At 70.7% G+C, this 19,749-nt stretch carries 22 protein-coding genes; 10 read left to right on the forward strand and 12 right to left on the reverse strand.

The genetic code is table 11. From position 1 onward, the window contains the following. Position 1 precedes the first annotated feature (1 nt). The 10 genes from CKCBHOJB_RS15670 to CKCBHOJB_RS15715 all read left to right on the forward strand — a co-directional run bounded on the left by CKCBHOJB_RS15670 (position 2) and on the right by CKCBHOJB_RS15715 (position 9,328). Positions 2-784 (forward strand): sulfite exporter TauE/SafE family protein, encoded by a 783-nt coding sequence (locus CKCBHOJB_RS15670; RefSeq protein ID WP_281049593.1) that lies wholly within the window; start codon positions 2-4, stop codon positions 782-784. A 73-nt stretch (positions 785-857) separates the two neighbouring features. Continuing rightward, positions 858-2,540, forward strand: a complete 1,683-nt coding sequence (locus CKCBHOJB_RS15675) for a nitrite/sulfite reductase (RefSeq protein WP_281049594.1) — start codon at positions 858-860, stop codon at positions 2,538-2,540. Next, complete coding sequence (locus tag CKCBHOJB_RS15680) at positions 2,533-3,087, forward strand: DUF934 domain-containing protein (protein ID WP_281049595.1); 555 nt, start codon at positions 2,533-2,535, stop codon at positions 3,085-3,087. Before CKCBHOJB_RS15675 ends, CKCBHOJB_RS15680 begins: the two co-directional genes overlap by 8 nt. After that, on the forward strand, positions 3,084-3,854 hold the full coding sequence (locus CKCBHOJB_RS15685; protein ID WP_281049596.1) for a phosphoadenylyl-sulfate reductase: 771 nt from the start codon (positions 3,084-3,086) through the stop codon (positions 3,852-3,854). Before CKCBHOJB_RS15680 ends, CKCBHOJB_RS15685 begins: the two co-directional genes overlap by 4 nt. A 4-nt stretch (positions 3,855-3,858) precedes the next feature. Then, on the forward strand, positions 3,859-4,011 hold the full coding sequence (locus CKCBHOJB_RS15690; RefSeq protein ID WP_281049597.1) for a hypothetical protein: 153 nt from the start codon (positions 3,859-3,861) through the stop codon (positions 4,009-4,011). 7 nt (positions 4,012-4,018) lie between these two features. Continuing rightward, positions 4,019-4,933 (forward strand): sulfate adenylyltransferase subunit CysD, encoded by a 915-nt coding sequence (gene cysD, locus CKCBHOJB_RS15695; protein WP_281049598.1) that lies wholly within the window; start codon positions 4,019-4,021, stop codon positions 4,931-4,933. Between the two features lie 38 nt (positions 4,934-4,971). After that, complete coding sequence (gene cysN / locus CKCBHOJB_RS15700) at positions 4,972-6,252, forward strand: sulfate adenylyltransferase subunit CysN (protein WP_281049599.1); 1,281 nt, start codon at positions 4,972-4,974, stop codon at positions 6,250-6,252. A gap of 178 nt (positions 6,253-6,430) precedes the next feature. After that, positions 6,431-6,832, forward strand: coding sequence for an RNA-binding S4 domain-containing protein (locus CKCBHOJB_RS15705; protein ID WP_281049600.1), 402 nt, complete (start codon positions 6,431-6,433; stop codon positions 6,830-6,832). 205 nt (positions 6,833-7,037) lie between these two features. Further along, on the forward strand, positions 7,038-8,555 hold the full coding sequence (locus CKCBHOJB_RS15710) for a nodulation protein NfeD (protein ID WP_281049601.1): 1,518 nt from the start codon (positions 7,038-7,040) through the stop codon (positions 8,553-8,555). After that, complete coding sequence (locus tag CKCBHOJB_RS15715; protein WP_281049602.1) at positions 8,552-9,328, forward strand: slipin family protein; 777 nt, start codon at positions 8,552-8,554, stop codon at positions 9,326-9,328. Before CKCBHOJB_RS15710 ends, CKCBHOJB_RS15715 begins: the two co-directional genes overlap by 4 nt. 17 nt (positions 9,329-9,345) lie before the next feature. Here CKCBHOJB_RS15715 and CKCBHOJB_RS15720 read toward each other — a convergent pair whose 3' ends face one another. From CKCBHOJB_RS15720 to CKCBHOJB_RS15775, 12 genes are all read right to left on the reverse strand, one after another. Beyond that, entirely contained in the window at positions 9,346-9,810 is a 465-nt protein-coding gene (locus tag CKCBHOJB_RS15720) for a type II secretion system protein (protein ID WP_281049603.1), read from the reverse strand. A gap of 4 nt (positions 9,811-9,814) precedes the next feature. Next, positions 9,815-10,207, reverse strand: coding sequence for a prepilin-type N-terminal cleavage/methylation domain-containing protein (locus CKCBHOJB_RS15725; RefSeq protein WP_281049604.1), 393 nt, complete (start codon positions 10,205-10,207; stop codon positions 9,815-9,817). A 4-nt stretch (positions 10,208-10,211) separates the two neighbouring features. Next, positions 10,212-10,688, reverse strand: a complete 477-nt coding sequence (locus CKCBHOJB_RS15730) for a type II secretion system protein (RefSeq protein ID WP_281049605.1) — start codon at positions 10,686-10,688, stop codon at positions 10,212-10,214. A 25-nt stretch (positions 10,689-10,713) separates the two neighbouring features. Further along, positions 10,714-12,963: a secretin N-terminal domain-containing protein gene (locus CKCBHOJB_RS15735; RefSeq protein WP_281049606.1), complete on the reverse strand. Its 2,250-nt coding sequence runs from the start codon at positions 12,961-12,963 to the stop codon at positions 10,714-10,716. A 4-nt stretch (positions 12,964-12,967) separates the two neighbouring features. Continuing rightward, entirely contained in the window at positions 12,968-13,480 is a 513-nt protein-coding gene (locus CKCBHOJB_RS15740; protein ID WP_281049607.1) for a hypothetical protein, read from the reverse strand. Continuing rightward, positions 13,477-14,031, reverse strand: a complete 555-nt coding sequence (locus CKCBHOJB_RS15745) for a hypothetical protein (RefSeq protein ID WP_281049608.1) — start codon at positions 14,029-14,031, stop codon at positions 13,477-13,479. The genes CKCBHOJB_RS15740 and CKCBHOJB_RS15745 overlap by 4 nt, the downstream gene beginning before the upstream one ends. Then, the gene (locus CKCBHOJB_RS15750) at positions 14,028-14,585 is read right to left on the reverse strand and encodes a PilN domain-containing protein (protein WP_281049609.1); all 558 of its coding nucleotides are present in this window, start codon (positions 14,583-14,585) and stop codon (positions 14,028-14,030) included. The genes CKCBHOJB_RS15745 and CKCBHOJB_RS15750 overlap by 4 nt, the downstream gene beginning before the upstream one ends. Beyond that, positions 14,582-15,361: a hypothetical protein gene (locus CKCBHOJB_RS15755; protein ID WP_281049610.1), complete on the reverse strand. Its 780-nt coding sequence runs from the start codon at positions 15,359-15,361 to the stop codon at positions 14,582-14,584. Before CKCBHOJB_RS15755 ends, CKCBHOJB_RS15750 begins: the two co-directional genes overlap by 4 nt. Next, positions 15,342-17,030, reverse strand: coding sequence for a GspE/PulE family protein (locus CKCBHOJB_RS15760; RefSeq protein ID WP_281049611.1), 1,689 nt, complete (start codon positions 17,028-17,030; stop codon positions 15,342-15,344). Before CKCBHOJB_RS15760 ends, CKCBHOJB_RS15755 begins: the two co-directional genes overlap by 20 nt. Further along, complete coding sequence (locus tag CKCBHOJB_RS15765) at positions 17,027-18,202, reverse strand: type II secretion system F family protein (protein WP_281049612.1); 1,176 nt, start codon at positions 18,200-18,202, stop codon at positions 17,027-17,029. Before CKCBHOJB_RS15765 ends, CKCBHOJB_RS15760 begins: the two co-directional genes overlap by 4 nt. A gap of 12 nt (positions 18,203-18,214) precedes the next feature. Continuing rightward, complete coding sequence (gene gspG, locus CKCBHOJB_RS15770) at positions 18,215-18,619, reverse strand: type II secretion system major pseudopilin GspG (RefSeq protein WP_281049613.1); 405 nt, start codon at positions 18,617-18,619, stop codon at positions 18,215-18,217. 177 nt (positions 18,620-18,796) lie between these two features. Beyond that, a complete protein-coding gene (locus CKCBHOJB_RS15775) occupies positions 18,797-19,672 on the reverse strand; it encodes an AEC family transporter (protein WP_281049615.1) in 876 nt (291 codons plus the stop codon). Positions 19,673-19,749 lie beyond the last annotated feature (77 nt).

The raw sequence follows: 19,749 nt of genomic DNA on the forward strand, positions 1-19,749 counted from the left end.
CATGGACTTCGCCTACACCATCGCCGGTTTCGCAGTCGGTGCCATCGTCGGTCTCACCGGCGTTGGAGGCGGTTCGCTGATGACGCCGCTGCTGGTGCTGATGTTCGGCATCCACCCTTCGGTCGCGGTCGGCACCGACCTGCTCTACGCCGCGATCACCAAGGCCGGCGGCACGCTGGCGCACGGCCTCAAGGGCACGGTGGACTGGAAGATCACCCGCCTGCTCGCCACCGGCAGCCTCCCGGCCGCGGCGATCACGCTGGTGCTGGTGGGCCGCTACGCCCCCGGCGGTATCGAGGGCGCGGCCAGCCTGATCCAGGTCGCGCTCGGCGTCGCCCTGGTCCTGACCGCGGTGGCGCTGATCTTCCGCAAGCGCATCCAGGCTTTCGCGCTCGCCCGCTCCGGCGGCCGCACCCCGGATCCGGCGCGCACCGCCCGCCTCACCATCCTGACCGGCGCAGTGCTCGGCGTGCTGGTGTCGATCTCCTCGGTGGGCGCCGGCGCGCTCGGCGTCACCGCGCTGTTCTTCCTCTACCCGGCGATGCCCGCGCTGCGCATCGTCGGCTCCGACATCGCCCACGCCGTGCCCCTGACCGCGGTCGCCGGCATCGGCCACTGGTTCCTCGGCAGCGTCGACTGGTTCCTGCTCGGCAGCCTGCTGGTCGGCTCGCTGCCCGGCATCTGGCTCGGCAGCCACATCTCGACCAAGGTGCCCGACCGCATCCTGCGTCCGATCCTGGCCACGATGCTGGTGCTGGTGGGCGCCAAGCTGATGGCGCACTGATCCGAACCCAAGAACGACGTCCTCCACGGACGACGCCCCGAACACGAATTCGAATTCGACAGAGAGACCCCTCATGTACCAGTACGACGAACACGACCAGCGCCTGCTCGACGAACGCGTCGCCCAGTTCCGCGACCAGATGCACCGCCACCTCGCCGGCGAACTGAGCGCCGATGAGTTCCGCCCGCTGCGCCTGCAGAACGGCCTGTACATCCAGCGCCAGGCGCCGATGTTCCGCATCTCGGTGCCCTACGGCCATCTCGCCAGCCGCCAGTTGAGGAAGCTCGCCCACCTCGCGCGCAGCTACGACCGCGGCTACGCCCACTTCACCACCCGCACCAACGTCCAGTTCAACTGGCCGAAGCTGGAAGACGTGCCCGAGATGCTCGCCGAGCTGGCCACCGTGCAGATGCACGCCAACCAGACCTCGGGCAACTGCATCCGCAACATCACCGCCGACCCCTTCGCCGGCGTGGCCGCCGACGAGGTCGCCGATCCGCGCCCCTTCGCCGAGATCCTGCGCCAGTGGGCGACCTACAACCCGGAATTCGCCTTCCTGCCGCGCAAGTTCAAGATCGCCTTCAACAGCGCCGCCGAGGACCGCGTGGTGCTGCGCGTCTACGACATCGGCCTCGACCTCGTCCGCAACGAGGCCGGCGAGCTCGGCTTCCGCGTGCTGGTGGGCGGCGGCCTCGGCCGCACCCCGATCCTGGGCGAGGAGATCAAGCCCTTCCTGCCCTGGCAGCACCTGATCAGCTACTGCGAGGCCATCCTGCGCGTCTATAACCGCTGGGGCCGCCGCGACAACCTGTGGAAGGCGCGCATCAAGATCCTGGTCAAGGCGCTCGGACCGGAGGAGTTCGGTCGCCAGGTGGAGGAAGAGTGGGCCAATGGCAAGGACGGCCCGAACACAATCACCGAGGCCGAGCTCGCCCGCGTGGCGGCCCACTTCGCCCCGCCCGCCTACGAGACACTGCCCGCGCACGACGCCGCCTTCGACGAACTGCTCGCCGACAACAAGGCCTTCGCCACCTGGGTGAAGCGCAACGTGCGCGCCCACCGCCAGCCCGGCTATGCCGCGGTGGTCCTGTCGCTGAAGAAGACCGGCACCGCGCCGGGCGACGTCACCGCCGAGCAGATGGACCTGATCGCCGACCTGGCCGACCGCTTCAGCTTCGGCGAGGCGCGCATGCTCCACGAGCAGAACGTCGCGCTCGCCGACGTGCGCCGCGCCGACCTGTTCGCGCTGTGGCAGGCGGCGCGCGACGCCGGCCTGGCGACGCCCAACATCGGCCTCCTGACCGACATCATCTGCTGCCCCGGCGGCGACTTCTGCAGCCTCGCCAACGCGCGCTCGATCCCGGTGGCCGACGCCATCCAGCGCCGCTTCGACGACCTCGACTACCAGCACGACATCGGCGAAATCGATCTCAACATCTCGGGCTGCATGAACTCCTGCGGCCACCACCACGTCGGCCACATCGGCATCCTCGGCGTCGATAAGAACGACGCGGAGTGGTATCAGGTGAGCATCGGCGGCACCCAGGGCAACGGCACCACGCTCGGCAAGGTGATCGGCCCGTCCTTCGCCCAGGACGAGATCGTCGGCGTGATCGAGAAGCTGCTCCAGACCTACGTCGAACTGCGCCATGAGGACGAGCGCTTCATCGACACCGTACAACGCGTCGGCACCGAGCCCTTCAAGGCGCGCGTGTATGCCGACCGCCAGCCGCAAAGGAAAGCCGCCCATGTCTGACAAGATCATCAAGAACGGCCGCGTCGTCACCGACGACCGCCTGACCGTCGCCCTCGCCGAGGGCGAGGCCCCTGCCGACATCGCCGTGCCCGCCGGTCCGGTGCTGGTGCCGCTCGCCGTGTGGCAGGCGCGCCGCGACGAATTGCTGGCGCGCGCGCGCAGCGGCGAAGTCGGCGTGTGGCTGGCCGCGGGCGAGGACGTCGTCGCCCTCGCCGACGACCTCGAGCTGCTGCAGGTGATCGGCCTGCACTTCCCGAAGTTCACCGACGGCCGCAGCTACTCCGCCGCCACCCTGCTGCGCACCCGCCACCAATACAGGGGCGAGCTGCGCGCGATCGGCGAGGTGCTGCGCGACCAGTTCAACTACATGACGCGCTGCGGCTTCGACGCCCTGCAACCGCGCGCCGAGCGCTACAGCGACGAACAGCTCGCGGCCGCGGTGGCCAGCATCGACGACTTCACCGAGCCCTACCAGCGCTCGGTGAAGGATCCGCTGCCGCTGTTCCGCCGTGTCGACCGCGGCGCTGGTTCGCAGGTGCAGGCATGAACGCCAGCGTCTCGTTGCTGCGCCCGGCCGCCGGCAACCCCGCCACCCGCCCTGAGCTGACCGACGCGCTGCGTGCCATCGTCGGCGCCAAGGCCGCAGCCGCGCTCGCGCTGCTGCGCGAGGCCGTGGCCGAGTTCGGCGACCAGGGCGAACTGGTGTTCGCCAACAGCTTCGGCGCGGAGGACATGGTGCTGACCGACCTGATCCTGTCCAACGGCCTGCCGATCACGATCTTCTCGCTCGACACCGGCCGCCTGCCGGCCGAAACCTACACCCTGATCGGCGAGGTCGAGCAGCGCTACGGCACGAAGCTCGAGATCTACTTCCCGGACGCGGCCGCGGTCGAGACCTACGTGCGCAGCCACGGCATCAACGCCTTCTACGACTCGGTCGAGCTGCGCAAGGCCTGCTGCGGCGTGCGCAAGATGGAACCGCTGCGCCGCGCGCTCGCGGGCCGCAAGGCCTGGATCACCGGCCTGCGCGCCGCGCAGTCGGTCACCCGGGCCGGGCTGCCGGTGCGCGAGTTCGACGCCGGCAACGGGCTGGAGAAGCTCAACCCGCTGTCGGACTGGACGGAAGCAGAGGTGTGGGCCTATATCCGGATTAACGAGGTGCCCTACAACGCGCTCCACGACCAGTTCTACCCGAGCATCGGCTGCGCCCCGTGTACGCGCGCCATCGCCGTCGGCGAGGACGTGCGCGCCGGGCGCTGGTGGTGGGAGAACCCCGAAACCAAGGAGTGCGGTCTGCACGCCAAGGAGGGTTGAGACCATGAACGGCAAGCATCCCGCCCAAGCCCCGCACAGCCCGGCGATCGGCGCCGACCGCCGCAGCCTGCAGCACCGCCTCGGCGCCCTGCGCGCCGGCCTCAAGGCCGCGCTGCGCGCATTCAGAACACACCCGCTCAAGCATCCGCAACGGTAATCACATCATGTCGACGCTGACCAAACAGACGCTGTCCCACCTCGACTGGCTCGAGGCCGAAGCCATCCATATCCTGCGCGAAGTCGCCGGCCAGTGCGCCAACCCGGTGCTGCTGTTCTCCGGCGGCAAGGATTCGATCTGCCTGCTGCGCCTGGCCGAGAAGGCCTTCCGCCCGGGCCGCTTTCCCTTCCCGCTGATGCACATCGACACCGGCCACAACTACAAGGAAGTGACCGACTTCCGCGACAAGCGCGCCGCCGAGCTGGGCGAGCGCCTGATCGTGCGCTCGGTGGAAGACTCGATGGCGCGCGGCACCGTGGTGCTCAAGCACGCCGGCGAGTCGCGCAACAAGCACCAGTCGGTGACGCTGCTCGAGGCGATCGAGGAGTTCGGCTTCGACGCCTGCATCGGCGGCGCCCGCCGCGACGAGGAGAAGGCGCGCGCCAAGGAGCGGATCATGAGCTTCCGCGACGAGTTCGGGCAGTGGGACCCGAAGAACCAGCGTCCGGAGCTGTGGAACCTGTACAACGCGCGTTCGCACAAGGGCGAGAACATCCGGGCGTTTCCGATCAGCAACTGGACCGAGCTCGACGTGTGGCAGTACATCCAGCGCGAGCAGCTGGAGCTGCCGTCGATCTACTTCGCCCACACCCGCCCGGTAGTGCGCAAGGCTGGCCTGCTGCAGCCGGTGACCGAGCTGACGCCGGCGAAGGCCGACGATGTGGTCGAGGACGTGCTGGTGCGCTTCCGCACCGTGGGCGACATCACCTGCACGGCGCCGGTGGAATCCGACGCGGATACGGTGGACAAGATCCTCGCCGAGACCGCGACCACGACGATCACCGAACGTGGGGCGACGCGGATGGACGACCAGACCTCCGAAGCGTCGATGGAGCAGCGCAAGAAAGAAGGCTACTTCTGACCCGCGCCCGAACACAGAGAATTGAAGGAACCATGACCATGTCCGCCCCCGAGAACCTGCCCGAGATCGACAACGGCCTGCTGCGCTTCCTCACCTGCGGCAGCGTCGACGACGGCAAGAGCACCCTGATCGGCCGCCTGCTGTTCGACACCAAGACCATCCTCGCCGACACCCTCAACGCCATCGAGAAGACCTCCGCCAAGCGCGGCATGAGCGCGGTCGACCTGTCGCTCCTCACCGACGGTCTGCAGGCCGAGCGCGAACAGGGCATCACCATCGACGTCGCCTACCGCTACTTCTCCACCGGCCGGCGCAAGTACATCATCGCCGACGCCCCCGGTCACGAGCAGTACACCCGCAACATGGTGACCGCCGCGTCCACCGCCAACCTCGCCATCATCCTCATCGATGCGCGCAAGGGCGTACTGACCCAGACCCGCCGCCACTCCTACCTCGCCAGCCTGGTCGGCATCCCCCACCTGCTGGTCGCGGTGAACAAGATGGACCTCGTCGACTACGACCAGGCCGTGTTCGAGCGCATCAAGGCCGACTACCTCGCCTTCGCCGCCAGGCTCGGCATCAAGGACGTGCGCTTCATCCCGATCTCGGCGCTCGAAGGCGACATGATCGTCGACCGCGGCGAACGCCTGTCCTGGTACGACGGCCCGACGCTGCTCGACATCCTCGAGAGCGCGCCCGCCGCCCACACCGAGCAGGCCGAGGACTTCCGCTTCCCGGTGCAGTTCGTGTGCCGCCCGCAGGACTCCGCCAACCCCGAACTCCACGACTACCGCGGCTTCATGGGCAGGGTCGAATCGGGCGAGATCGCGGTCGGCGACGCTGTCACCGTGCTGCCCTCGGGCGCGACCAGCCGGGTGAAGAAGATCGAGCTCGGCGGCGTGGTGCTGCCGCGCGCGATCCACGAGCAGTCGGTGACCCTGCTGCTGGAGGACGAGATCGACATCTCGCGCGGCGACGTCATCGTCAAGTCCGCCGAGGCGCCCGAGCCCGTCAAGCAGATCGACGCCACCGTGTGCTGGCTGTCCGAGGCCCCGCTGTCGCCGGCGCGCACCTACCTGGTCCGCCACACCACCCGCGAGGTCAAGGCCAAGCTGGCGAAGATCGACTACCGGCTGGACGTGAATACGCTCGAGCAGGAGAGCGTGAGCGGCCTGGCGATGAACGACATCGCCCGTGTCACCCTCAAGCTCGCGCAGCCGATCGTCGCCGACCGCTACGCGGAAAACCGCGCCACCGGCGCCTTCATCATCATCGACGAGAGCACCAACAACACCGTGGGCGCCGGCATGATCGGCTGAGCGCCACCAGCCTCCCGCCCCCGCAGGACCCCGGCGCCGCAAGGCGTCGGGGTCCTTTTCTTGGACCCCCGCTCCCACGGCGGTCTGCGCCGTACGCCCCCTTTGCGCACTGGTTCCACGCTGCAGATAATGGCGGCGTAACCCATTTCACCTGTTCCCATCCCCCTGCTGTCGTCCGATGAGCCTTCCCGCCACCACCGACTCCGCCCGCACCCGCCTCGACAAGTGGCTGTGGGCCGCACGCTTCTTCAAGCACCGCACCGGCGCCACCGAGGCGGTCGAAGGCGGCAAGGTCAAGCTCAACGGCATGACGGTGAAGCCGGCGCGCGAGCTCAAGATCGGCGACCGGCTCGACATCACGATCGGCGAGGACGCGCGCACGGTGATCGTGCGCGCGATCGCCGACAAGCGCGGCTCGGCCACGGTGGCACAGACGCTGTACGAGGAAACGGCGGAGAGCATTGCGGCCCGCGAGCACGCCCGCGAGCTGCGCAGGTTCGCCGCCACTCCCGGCGCCGACCTGCACGGCCGTCCGACCAAGCGCGACCGGCGACGGATGGACCGCTTCGGCGGACTCTGAGCCCCCGTTTCCTTCGCGCGCGCAAGGAGGTGCTGCCTTCCTTCGCGCCCGCGCGCGGAACGCATCCTGCTCCGCTCACGCTGCCGAGTTCGCCGGTCCGGCGAACTTGTGCGCCCGAACTACACTCCGACTGATAGCCCGCGCCGCCAGCCGGCGACGCCGACCGCCGGAGGTCATCGGGATGCCCGTGAGTGGATTCGCTTCGATGCGCAAGCCCTTCGCCGTGCTGCTGCTCATGCTCGCCATGGCGCTCGCACTGGCGAACACGCTCCTTGCCCAGGGCAGCGCTGCCGTCCTCGTGATGCGCGTGGACGGTGCGATCGGTCCGGCGAGCGCCGACTACATCCACAGGGGGCTGACGCGTGCAGCGGCCAGCGACGCGCAACTGGTGGTGATCGAGATCGACACCCCGGGCGGGCTCGACACCTCGATGCGCACGATCATCAAGGACATCCTCGCCTCGCCGGTGCCGGTGGCGAGCTTCGTCGCCCCCGAGGGCGCGCGCGCCGCGAGCGCCGGCACCTACATCCTCTACGCCAGTCACATCGCCGCGATGGCACCGGCCACCAACCTCGGCGCCGCCACGCCGGTGGCCATCGGCATCGGCGGCGCCCAGCCGGGTCAGACCTCGCCGCGCGAGGACGCCGACCCGGGAGCCGGCGAAGCGGCCGACGCCCCCGCCTCCTCGGCCCCCGCAGGCAAGGACGACCAACAGGCAGCGGATGCCAGTGCGCCAGCCCAAGCGGGCCGCAGCGCCGAAAAGCGCCGCCCGGCAGCCGCGCCGGCCGACGCCATGGCCGCCAAGTCGATGTCCGACGCCACCGCCTACATCCGCAGCCTCGCCCAGCTGCGCGGCCGCGACGTGGACTTCGCCGAGCGCGCGGTACGCGAGGCCGCCAGCCTGTCGGCCGAGGAAGCGCTGGCCCAGGGCGTGATCGACGTGATCGCGTTCGACACCGCCGATCTGCTGAAGAAGCTCGACGGCCGCGAGCTCGCCGTGCTCGACGGCAGGCGCACGCTCGCCACCGCCGGCCTCGCCATCGAGCGCATGGAGCCCGACTGGCGCAACCGCGTGCTCGCCGCGCTCGCCAACCCGCAGCTTGCGCTGATCCTGATGATGATCGGCATCTACGGCCTGTTCTTCGAGTTCACCTCTCCCGGATTCGGCGTGCCCGGGGTGGCGGGCGCGATCTCTCTGCTGATCGCGCTCTACGCCTTCCAGCTGCTGCCGGTGAACTGGGCCGGGGTGATGCTGCTGGCGGTCGGCGCGGCACTGATGCTGGCCGAGGCCTTCCTGCCCAGCTTCGGCGTGCTCGGTGTGGGCGGCATCATCGCCTTCGTGGTCGGCGGACTGTTCCTGATGGACGCCGACGTACCCGGCTTCGGCGTCCCGCTCGCGCTCATCGTCGGCATGGCGCTGGCCAGCGCGGCGATCATCATCGCCATCGGCACCTTCGCCGCCCGCAGCCTGCGCCGCCCGGTGGTCAGCGGCAGCGAGGAGATGCTGGGCGCCGTCGGCACGGTCGAAGCTGCGGCCGAGGGCGGCGGCTGGTGGGTCGCGATCCATGGCGAGCACTGGCGCGCGCGCGACCTGCACGGCCTCGCGGCGGGCGGGCGCGTGCGCGTGACCGGCATCGACGGCCTCACGCTCGAAGTGGCGCCGCTCGACGCCGTGGGCGACCCGCCCCACCCCTCTCACCTCGACTCCGGGAGCGCACCATGATCCTCGACCTCCAGTTCGGGCTCGCCCCGCTCTTCCTGCTGCTCATCTTCCTCGTCGTCGCCTCGCTCAAGATCCTGCGCGAGTACGAACGCGGCGTGATCTTCCTGCTCGGCCGCTTCTGGCGCGTCAAGGGTCCCGGCCTGGTGATCGTGATCCCCGGCATCCAGCAGATGGTGAAGGTGGACCTGCGCGTGGTGACCATGGACGTGCCGCCGCAGGACGTGATCTCCAAGGACAACGTCTCGGTGAAGGTGAATGCGGTGGTGTATTTCCGCGTCGTCGACCCGGAGAAGGCCATCATCCAGGTCGAGAACTACCTGGTGGCGACCAGCCAGCTCGCGCAGACCACGCTGCGCGCGGTGCTCGGCAAGCACGAGCTCGACGAGATGCTGGCAGAGCGCGAGAAGCTCAACCTCGACGTGCAGCAGATCCTCGACGCCCAGACCGACGCCTGGGGCATCAAGGTCGCCAACGTGGAGATCAAGCATGTCGACCTCAACGAGAGCATGGTGCGCGCCATCGCCCGCCAGGCCGAGGCCGAGCGCGAGCGGCGCGCCAAGGTGATCCACGCCGAGGGCGAGAAGCAGGCCGCCCAGGCCCTGCTCGAGGCCGCGCAGATGCTGTCCCAGGAGCCGGCGGCCATGCAGCTGCGCTACCTGCAGACGCTGACCCAGGTGGCGGGGGACAAGAGTTCGACGCTGGTGTTTCCGGTGCCGGTGGATCTGCTGGGCAAGCTGATGGGCACAGCAGGATCCGGCAAACCGGATGTCTGACACGCACGCGCCTCGCGTCACTCCTCCAGGGGCCTGAACACCCACTCCGCGTAGCTCGCCGCACTTCCAGCCACATCCCCCAGTTCGGGGGGAAAGCCCTCGCGCCGGATCGGCGCCTGCGTCGACAGGCTATGCACCGCGAGGATCGCGTTGCCGTCGCGCTCGATGCCCCACTCCGTCGTGCCGGTCATCGGATCGCGATAGACCTTGCGCAGATGGCGGCGCGGCGTGGGCCAGCGCTTGTCCTCGACCAGCTGCGCGAGCTCGGTGGGCCGGGAGGGTGTGCCGACCGGAGTTTCGCGCGCATAGCTGGCGAGCGCGCGCGCCATCTCGACGCCGATCGCGATCAGCTCGGCTTCGCGCTCGCGCTGCGCGACCTGCTGCCACACCACCCCGGTGCGCGCTGCGAACAGGCCGAGGCCGGCGACCAGGAACAGCACCAGCAGATAAGTGTAGCCACGCTGGCCGGACCGTCCCGCCATGGCCCTACCACTCGGCAAAGGGCCGCCCGTCGCGGCCGCTGCCGCGCGCGCCGCTGCGCACGTCCCATACCCCGCTCTCGTTGGGGTCGGGCGGCGGCACCAGCTCCCAGGTCTCGGCCGATTCGGTGATCGGATCCACCGGCAGCTTGCGCAGGTAGCGCTTCTCGACCAGCTCGTTCAGCGTCGCGGGGTACTTGCCGGTGTCCGCGCGGAACTTGTCGATCGCGTCGCGCATCACCTCCAGCGACTGCATCAGCGCCTTCTCGCGCGCGACGTCCACCTGGCCGAAGTAGCGCGGCGCGGCGATGCTGAGCAGGGTGGCGATGATCGCCATCACCACCAGCAGCTCGATCAGCGTGAAGCCGCGGCGCAGGGCCGGCGCGACGGAGCGGGTCATGGACTCACCATTCCTTGTAGGGTACGCCGTTGAGCCCGGTGCGCTCCGACAGCGAGTACACGTCGTACACGTCCTGGCCCTCGCGCGGCGCCTCGGGCGGGCTGGCGTAGCTGCGCCGGCCCCAGGTGCGCTCGGCGTCCACGGTGGCATCGGTGTGCATCGGGTCGCGCGGCAGCCGGCGGAGGAAATAGATGCGGCGCCCCTCCTCGTCCTTGACGTCGGGCACGCCCTCGACCAGCACCCGCAGGTTGGGCGGGTAGCCCGAGGCCTCGGCCTTCTGCTCGATGCGCCCCTGGTCGTAGGCCGCCTTGTAGGCATCGAGCGCGTTGCGGATCTGGCGCAGCACGGTGCGCAGCTCGGACTCCTTGCTGCGCTGCGCGGCCAGCTCCGCGAGCGGCAGCACGCCGGCGGCGAGCACGCCGATGATGGCCAGGGTGACCACCAGTTCGATGAGCGTGAAGCCGCGCAATGGGCGAGTCATTGGAGAGCGCGTCACCAGGGCCGCGTCATTGGGCCAGCAACTGCACCGCCGCCGCACCCGAGGCGGGAATCGGCACCTGGCGCCCGCCGAGGTCGAAGATCAGGCCGTTGATGCGCACGTTGGCCGTGCCGGTCGCGCCCTCCTTGACCTTGAACGCGATCGGCACCGACGTCGGCAGGTTGCCCGCGGGCAGCGCGGTGCTGGCCCGTCCGCTGTCGGACGGCGCGAAACCCACCGGTTCGAGGCGCTCGACGTCGTAGTCGAACTCGACCAGCACGCCATTGTGCCCGCCCGTGCCATCGAGCTTGAGCGACAGGGTCAGCATGCCGCCGGGGGCCGCGCTTTCCGGTGCGGCCAGATCGACCACGACGCTGCCCGGATCGATCTCGGCCTCGCCCGACGGCAGCAGCGGCGTGGCCGCGGCGCTCGCCACGGCCGCCGCAGCGCCGGGCTGGCCGCTGCCGCTGACCAGCAGGCTCTGCGGCGCCATCGGCCCGATGCGCAGCGGCGGTGCGCCCACCAGGGCCTCGGTGCCGGCGGCGAGGTCGTCGCGGGTGAAGGCGGGGGCAATGACGTTGCGCACGATGCGCGGGGTGATCAGCAGCACGATCTCGGTGCGCGCCGCCTGGTCGCGTTCGGACGAGAACAGGCGGCCGAGCACCGGCAGATCGCCCAGCCCCGGCAGGCGCAGGTTGACGCCGCGCTCCTCGTCGTTGATCAGCCCGGCGAGCACCTGGGTCTCGCCATGCTTGAGGCGCAGCGTGGTCGCCGCGCTGCGGGTGCCGATCTGGTAGGCGAGCGAGCCCTCCGGCCCCGGCACCTCGCGCACGATGTTGCTGACCTCGAGCGCGACCTTGATCGCGACCTCGTCGTCCAGCGTCACGCTCGGCTGCACGTCGAGCTTGAGGCCGACGTCGAGGTAGCTGACCGAGGCCGCGACCCCGACGTTGGCGGTGGAGGTGGTGGTGAACACCGGTACCTTCTCGCCGATATGGACCTTGGCCTCGGTGCGGTTCTTGACGCGGATGCGCGGATTGGCGAGCAGGATGGTGTCGCCGTCTTCGGCGCGCAGGCGCAGCACCGCGGCGGGGTTCGACACGAAGGGCACCAGCCCGCCGGTATCGTTGAGGTTGATCACGCCCTCGCGCAGCTCGCCGACGTTCTGGCCGTCGATCGAGCCCCAGCCGATCTCCTGCGGAAACTCGAGGCCGATCTGGCGCAGCTTGTTGCGGCTGACCTCCAGCACCTCGACCTCGAGCATCACCTCCGGCTCGGCGACGTCGAGCGAGGCGATCAGGCGTTCGGCCAGGCGCATCGCCTCGGGGGTGTCCTTGATGACCAGCAGATTGAGCTTCTCGTCGATGAACACGTCGCGCGACTTCACCACCTGCTTGATCAGGTTGAGCGCCTGCTTCACGTCGGCGTTGGCGAGGTAGAAGCTGCGCGACACCAGCTCCTGGTATTCGCGCTGCTTGGCGGGCGTGGCCGGGTAGATCAGCACCGAGTTGGCGTTGAGCAGCTTGCGGTCGATCTGCTGGGTGGCGGTGAGCAGCTTGATGACCTCGTCGACCGAGGTGTCGCGCACGAAGATGCTGACCAGGGCGTCGTCGCGCACCTCGCTGTCGAACACGAAGTTGAGCCCGGCCGCACGCGACAGGGCCTCGAACACCACGCGCAGCGGCGCATCGCGGAACTGCAGGTTCACCTTCTTCGCCAGCGGCCCGGCGAGCGACTCGACCGGCGGCTGCAGCAGGCGGCGCTCGTCGAGCTCGCGCAGCAGGCGGCGGGCGCGCTGATTGGCCGGCGCCTCGGCGAGCACCGAGCGCACCAGGCGCTCGGCGTTCGCGCTGTCGCCACGCGCGTAGGCGGCCTCGGCCTCCTCCAGGCGCTGCAGGCGGCGACGCTCATCGACCAGGGTTTCGAGGCCGGTGCGCGCGCGCGCATTGGCCGGGTCGATGCTCAGCACCTCGCGGTACAGGCGCTCGGCCTGCTCGAACTGGGCGAAGGCGCGCGCACGTTCGGCCTCGTTGAGCCAGCCCTGCGCGAGCGCATCGCGGCGGGCGAGATAGCGCGCGCGCAGGTCGGCGTTGCGCGGCTCGGCGACGATGGCCTTGCCGAGGCGGCGCAGCTCGGCGACCGGATCGGCGTCTGCCGCGCTGGCATCGTGCGGCATCTCCGGCAGCGGCGTGGCACAGCCGGCGAGCAGCCCGGCCGCCAGCGCGGCCACGCCGAGCGCGCGACGCGCACGCAGGTTCTTGCTTGCGGATTTTTTCATCGTGTCAGTCCTGCCCGGTGTCGAGCACCTGCCGTTGCTGCATCGGCAGGTAGGTGAATTCGATCTGCGTCGGCGTCACGCGCTCGACACGGTAGCGGTCGCCGATGCGCTCGCGCGCACCCACCAGATGGAGTTCCTCGCCCTCCATCAGCATCACCGTGCGCCGTCCGCCGCGCTCGATGCTGCCGACGAAGGTGAAGGGCAGCGGCGGCGCGGTCGGTGCCACCACTGCCGGCGCGGTGCTGGCCCGTCCCTGCGCGGCGAGCGGCGGCTGCAGCAGGCCTGCGCCTTCCGCCGGCCACGGTTCGCGGACGATGGCGAGTTCGCCGGCGGTGGCCGGCGCCGCCGCAGCTGCGCGGGCGCCCGCCGCGGTCGCCGGCACGCGCTGGGTGCGCGGGGCCGGCGCGACCACCTCGGCGAGCTCGCCGCCCCCGCCCTCCTCCACCTGCGCGGCCCACCAGGTCGCCGCCAGCGTCAGCCCCAGCGCAGCGAGCAAGGTCCATTGCCGCGCCTTCATGCCGGTGTCCTCCGCACGAACACCAGCAGGCGCAGCTCGCCTTCGACGAAGCCGCTACCGGTGTCGTTGCGGCGCAGGCTCAGGGCCTCCAGCCCCACATGCGGCGAGGAGGCGATCAGCTCGGAGAGCCAGCCGTAAAGCACGCCGAACTCGGCCCGCACCGGCAGGCTCAGCACTACCCGCTGCAGGGGCGCGGCGGTCTCGTCGGCGATGCGGTAGTCGCTGCGTTCGATGTCCACACCGTGGGCCTCGGCCTGGACCTGGAGCGCGGACAGCAGCGCCGGCAGCTCCGCGCGCGCCGGAAAGCCGTCGTAGAAGGCGCGCAGCGTGTCGCGATCGATGCCGGTGCGCTGCGGCTGCGCCGCTTCGCCGTCGCGCAGCAGGCTGGCCCGCTCCGCGGCCAGCGCCGCCCGGCGCGCTTCGAAAGACCCTGCCGCGTGCTGGTCGATCGCCACCGCCAGTGCGAGCAGCAGCCCCCCCGCCGCCCCGGCCCAGCCGGCCCGGCGCAATGCGCGACGCAGCGCCTCGCGGATCCGTAGCGCGGTCGTCATGACGCCGGCCTCCATTGCGCGGTCAGCACGAAGCGCACCACCATCTGCGGCCCCTGGCTCACCCATTCGTGGCTGTCGATGCGCGCCTCGCGCAGCATGCCGGCGCGCTGCAGCTGCTCCAGCCAGGCGAACGCCGCCTCCACCGACTGCGCCTCGCCGACGATGCGCACGCTGCCGCGCCCGGCCTCGCCCTGGAGCTCGAGCAGCGCGACTTCCGGATGGCCGGCGCTCTCGAGATCGGCAAAGAAGGCCGCCCAGTCGGCATTGAGCGCGGCGGCCACACGCTCGGCCGGCTCGCGCTCCTCGGCGCTGACCGGCGCCGCAGCGCGCGCCGGCTGCGCCGGTCGCTCCTGGCGCAGCTCGGTGCGCAGGCGGGCGAGCAGCGCTTCGCGCTCGGCGAGGTCGCGCTCGGCCGCCCACATCTCCCAGGCGGAGAGCCCGGCGGCGAGTACGCCGACCGCCAGCAGCGCCCAGCCGAGCACGCCCGGCCGGCGCCTGCGCGGCGGAGCGAAATCCAGATCGACCGTGGCGGGGGCGTTGGAAAGCAGCTTCATGCCCCACCCCCCGGCTCGTGGCCCACATCCCGTCCCGTCACCTCGCCCCGCTGCCAGCCCGCGGGCACGGCGCCATGGTAGCCGGCGGCGTGGATCACCCCGCCGGGCTCGGCATGCCCGCCCGCATTCGCGCCCGGCGCGCCCGCAATCCCGGCTTCGCGCCCCCAGGCTTCGAGCATCAGGCGCAAGGCGCCACTACCGTCGTCGCGCACCGACTGACTGCGGATCCCGCGCCAGGCGCCACTGCGCCACAGGCCGACGGTCAGCCGCCCCTCTTGCAGCACCGCAAGCGCCGCCGCCACGCCGTCCGCCTCGCCGAAGCGCGAACGCAGACGATTGTAGGTAGCGACGAAATCCGCCTCGATGCCCGCCAGCCTGTAGCCGTGGCGGTCAGCGAAGGCTTGCGCCGCGGCAACCACGGCGGCGGGCGCGGCGCAGCCGAGCGCGGGCAGATCGTGCGCGTCGCGGTCGACCTGCATCACCCATTCGGGCGCTTCGACGCCATGCACCTCGGCGAAGCGATGGGCGAGGAAGGCGGCGCGCTCGCCGGCGGTACGCAGGCCCGGCGGCCAGCTCACGACCAGGTAGCGCAGCCAGGCGTCTCCGATGCGCACCCGCAGCGGCCGTCCGCGTCCGGCCGCCGGCGGCTGCAGCGCATCTAGCGCCGCCGCCGGCGTGCCGCCGTCGAGCACACGGCGCGACCTGCCGTCCGCGCCGTCGAGTACCCAGGCCTCGCGTTCGAGCCTCAGCAGGGTCTCAGCCGTGGAGCGTGACACGGTTCAGTTCCTCCAGCGTGGTCTCGCCCGCGGCAACCAGTTCGATCACCGCTGCGCGCAGGTTGCGGAAACCGCGCCGCGATGCGGCCTCGCGCACGGCCCGGGCGGGCGCGCGGGCGAGGATCAGCTCGCGCACCTCGTCGTCGAGCAGCAGCACCTCGGCCACCGCGCGCCGGCCGCGGTAGCCGGAGCCGCGGCAGTGGCCGCAGCCGTGGCCGGCGCGGAAGCGGAAAGCGGACACGTCGCCCAGGCCGGAATCGGCCACCAGCGTGCGATCGGGCACGATGTCCTCGCTGCAGTGCGGGCAGTTGATGCGCACCAGGCGCTGGGCAACCACGCCGTTGAGCGCGGCGACCAGGTTGTAGGGGTCGATGCCCATGTGCATGAAGCGGCCGATGACATCGAACACGTTGTTGGCGTGCACCGTGGTGTAGACGAGGTGGCCGGTGAGCGCGGCCTGGATCGCGATCTCGGCGGTCTCGCCGTCACGGATCTCCCCCACCATGATGCGGTCGGGGTCGTGGCGCAGGATGGAGCGCAGGCCGCGCGCGAAGGTGAGGCCCTTCTTCTCGTTCACCGGGATCTGCAGCACGCCGGCGAGCTGGTACTCCACCGGGTCCTCGATGGTGATGACCTTGTCCGTGCCGCGGTTGGTCTCGCCCAGCACCGCGTACAGCGTGGTGGTCTTGCCGCTGCCGGTGGGGCCGGTGACGAGCAGCATGCCGTAGGGCTCGTTGGCGAGGCGGCGCAGCACGCGCCGCGCCTCGGCGTCGAAGCCGAGCACCTCCAGGCTGAGCCCGCTCATCTCGCGACTCAGGTGCTCCTTGTCGAGCACGCGCAGCACCGCGTCCTCACCGTGGATGCTGGGCATGATGGAGACGCGGAAGTCGATCTCGCGCCCGCCCGCCTGAGCCTTGAAGCGGCCGTCCTGCGGCACGCGGCGCTCGGCGATGTCGAGCTCGGCCATCACCTTCAGGCGCGAGATCGCCTGTTCGGCCAGGTCGGGCGCCGACACCGTACCGACCCGCGACAGCACGCCGTCGATGCGGTACTTGATGACCAGGCCGCCGGGCTGGGACTCGAGATGGATGTCGCTCGCGCCCTGCTTGAGCGCGTCGTACAGCGTGGAATTGACCAGCTTGACCACCGGACTCGCGCCGGCGGTGATGCGCTGCAGCGAGAGGTCCTCGACCTCGCCGCCACCGGTACTGCCCTGGCGCTCCTCGTCCAGGCCGGCGGCACGCCGCACCTGGTCCTCGTGGCGGGCGAGGCAGGCGGAGAGGTCGTCGCGGTCGGCGATCGCCAGCTCGAAGGGCTCGATCAGGCGCGCGGCGAGACCGTCGAGCAGGTCGTTGTCGAAGGGGTTGGCGAGCACCAGCACCAGGCCGCCGGCCTCGTCGCGCAGGGCAACGCACTCGTGGCGGACCGCGGTCTCGAAGCCCACCGCGGCGAAGTCGGGCGTGCGCCCCATCAGCGTGGCGTGGCCGAGCACCGGCAGGCCGCAGGTGGCGGCGATGCGGGCGAGGCGTGCGTCGGCGTCGGGGACCTGCTCGGCGAGCGCGTCCAGCAGGCGGCTGCCGGCGGCGCGCGCAGCGGCCAGTTCCGCGCTCGAGAACGGCCGCGCCGGCGCGAGCGCGGGCTCGTGACGGATGTCGGGCACGGCGCTCATCCGATGCTCTCCGCAAGCTGGAAGATGGGCAGGTACATCAGCACCACGATCAGGCCGATCGCGCCGCCGATCACCAGCATCAGCACCGGGCCGAACAGGCGGGTCAGCCACTCGATCTCGCGCGCGGTGTCTTCCTCGTGGAATTCCGCCGAGCGGGTGAGCATCTCGCCGAGGTTTCCGGCGCGCTCGCCGACCGCGAGCATGCGCTGCGCGACCGGGGTCGCCAGTCCGCAGGCGGCGAGCGTGGCGGTGAAGGGCTGGCCCTCGCGCACGCGCTCGATCGCCAGCTCCAGGCTGGCGCGCAGCGTCGGCGACAGCAGGCCGGACACCATGCGCAGCGCGGCCACCGCCGGAATGCCGCCCGACAGCAGCATGCCCAGCGTGCGGTAGAAGCGCGCGAGCTCGAAGGCGCGCAAGCGCTCGCCGATGCCCGGCGTGCGCCAGGCCTGGCGTCCTACCGCCGCCCACACCGCCTCGCTGCGCGCGGCCAGCACCAGCGCGGCGATCAGCGCCAGCAGCACGCCGCCCATCGCCAGCGCATGGGCCTCGACCAGCCGCCCCCAGTCGAGCAGCAGTCGCGACAGCCACGGCAGGTCGCTGCCGACGTCCTCGTAGATGTGGGAGAAGCGCGGCACCACGTAGCCGAGCAGGAACAGGACCACCAGCCCGCCGACGCCGATCAGCAGCGCGGGGTAGATCGCCGCGCTGACCAGCTTGCTGCGCAGGCTGTCGACCTGCTGCTGGTAGGCGACGTAGCGCTCGAGCGCGCGCTCGAGGTCGCTGGTGCGCTCGGCGGCGCGGATCATCGCGACGTAGAGGTCGGGAAAGGCCTGCGGGGCGCGTTCCAGCGCGCGCGACAGCGGCTGGCCCTCGCGCAGCGCGGAAACCAGATCGGACAGCACGCCGCGCACCGGACCGCGCGTCTCCTTCTCGGACAGCGCGGTAACCGCCTCGGCGAGCGGGATGCCGGCGCGCAGCAGGGCGAGCAGTTCCTGATTGAACAGCAGCAGCGGGAAGCGCGCACGGCCGCCGCCGCGACCCGCGCATGCGAGCGACAGCACGACCAGCCCGCGGGCGGCGGCGAGCGCACGCGCCTCGGCTTCCGAAGGCGCGTCGAGCTCGGTATCGACGACCCGCGCGTCGGACCCGACCGCCTTCACCCGGTAGCGCATGAGCGGCTCACCTCACCAGTTGGCGATGTCGGCGTCGGTGCCTTCCCCGCCGGGCTGGCCATCCGCACCGTAGGAGAAGATGTCGTATTCGCCATGTTCGCCGGGGTGGCGGTAGCGATAGGGGTTGCCCCAGGGGTCGGCGGGCACCGCCTTGCGCAGATAGGGCCCCTGCCAGCGCGACTCGCCGGCGGGCGCGGCCATCAGCGCCTGCAGCCCCTGCTCGGACGACGGATAGCGCCCGAGGTCGAGGCGGTACTGGTCCAGGCCCTTCTCGAAGGCGTCGATCTGCGCCTTCGCGGTATTCACCTCGGACTTGCCGATCTGGGAAAAGAAGCGCGGGCCGACATAGCCGGCCAGCAGGCCGATGATGACCATCACCACCAGCAGTTCGAGCAGGGTAAAACCGCGTTGCCTCATGATCCTTTCTTCCTGAACAGGCGCCTGGCCGGCAGCCGGCGCACGAGGGTGCGCCAGGGCGTGCAAGGGGACGACCGGGGCCACGACACCGCTCAAGTCTGCCACAGGCTTTGTGAATGTTTCGATCACGAGACAGTCGTTTTCCCGTCACCTCGCTGAAATATAGACCCGGGAGCCTCAGCCCAGCACCAGCGCGAGCGCGATCGGCAGGAATACCACCGCGGCGACGTTGCCGATCAGCACCATCGAGGCGACCTTGTCGGGCTCCTGATGGTAGCGCTCGGCGAACATGTAATTGAGCACCGCCGGCGGCAGCGCACCGAAGACGAGCACCAGCGCCTGCTCGCGCGGCGGCAGATCGATCAGCCACATCGCCACCCACGCCAGCGTCATGCCGACCAGCGGGCGCGCGACCGCGCCCAGCACGCCGACACCGACCGCGGTGATGCGCGAGTCCGCCAGGCGCACGCCGAGACCGAACAGCATCAGCGGGATGGAGATCTCGCCCAGCATGCGGATCGCGGTCAGCAGCGGCGGCCAGACCTCGAACTGAGTCAGGCTCACCGTCAGGCCGGCCAGGGTGGCGAGCACCGATGGCACCTTCCAGATCGTCAGCAGGCGCACGCGGTGATCCAGCAGCCAGGCGCCGAAGGAGAAGTGGATCAGGTTCGACACCATGAACAACACCACCATGGGAGCGAGCGCCACCTCCCCGAAGGCCAGCACGGCGAGCGGCAGGCCGAGGTTGCCGCAGTTGTTGAACATCAGCGGCGGCACCAGGGTCTTGGGCGCGAGGCCGGTCGCACGCGCGAGCGCCCAGCCCGCCAGCCCGGAGCCGATCACGCCGAGGGCGCCCGCCGCAATCAGCGGCAGGTAGGCGCCGACGTCGAAGGCCTTGTTGGCGAGCGCGGCGAACACCAGCGCCGGCACGAACACGTCCATGTTGAGCTTGTTGGCGTGCGCGAGGTCCGGCTTCATGCGCCGGCCGACGAAGAAGCCGAGTGCGGTGATGGAAAAGAGCGGGAAGAGGATTTCGACGATGCGGATCAGCATGTGGGCTGCTCAGGTTCTGGACCTGTCTGGGAGCCCCGGGGAGCGGGGCCGGAAGCATTCGCGGGCAAGCCCGCTCC

The sequence above is a fragment of the Thauera sp. GDN1 genome, assembly GCF_029223545.1.
In the GTDB taxonomy this organism is placed as follows: Bacteria; Pseudomonadota; Gammaproteobacteria; order Burkholderiales; family Rhodocyclaceae; genus Thauera.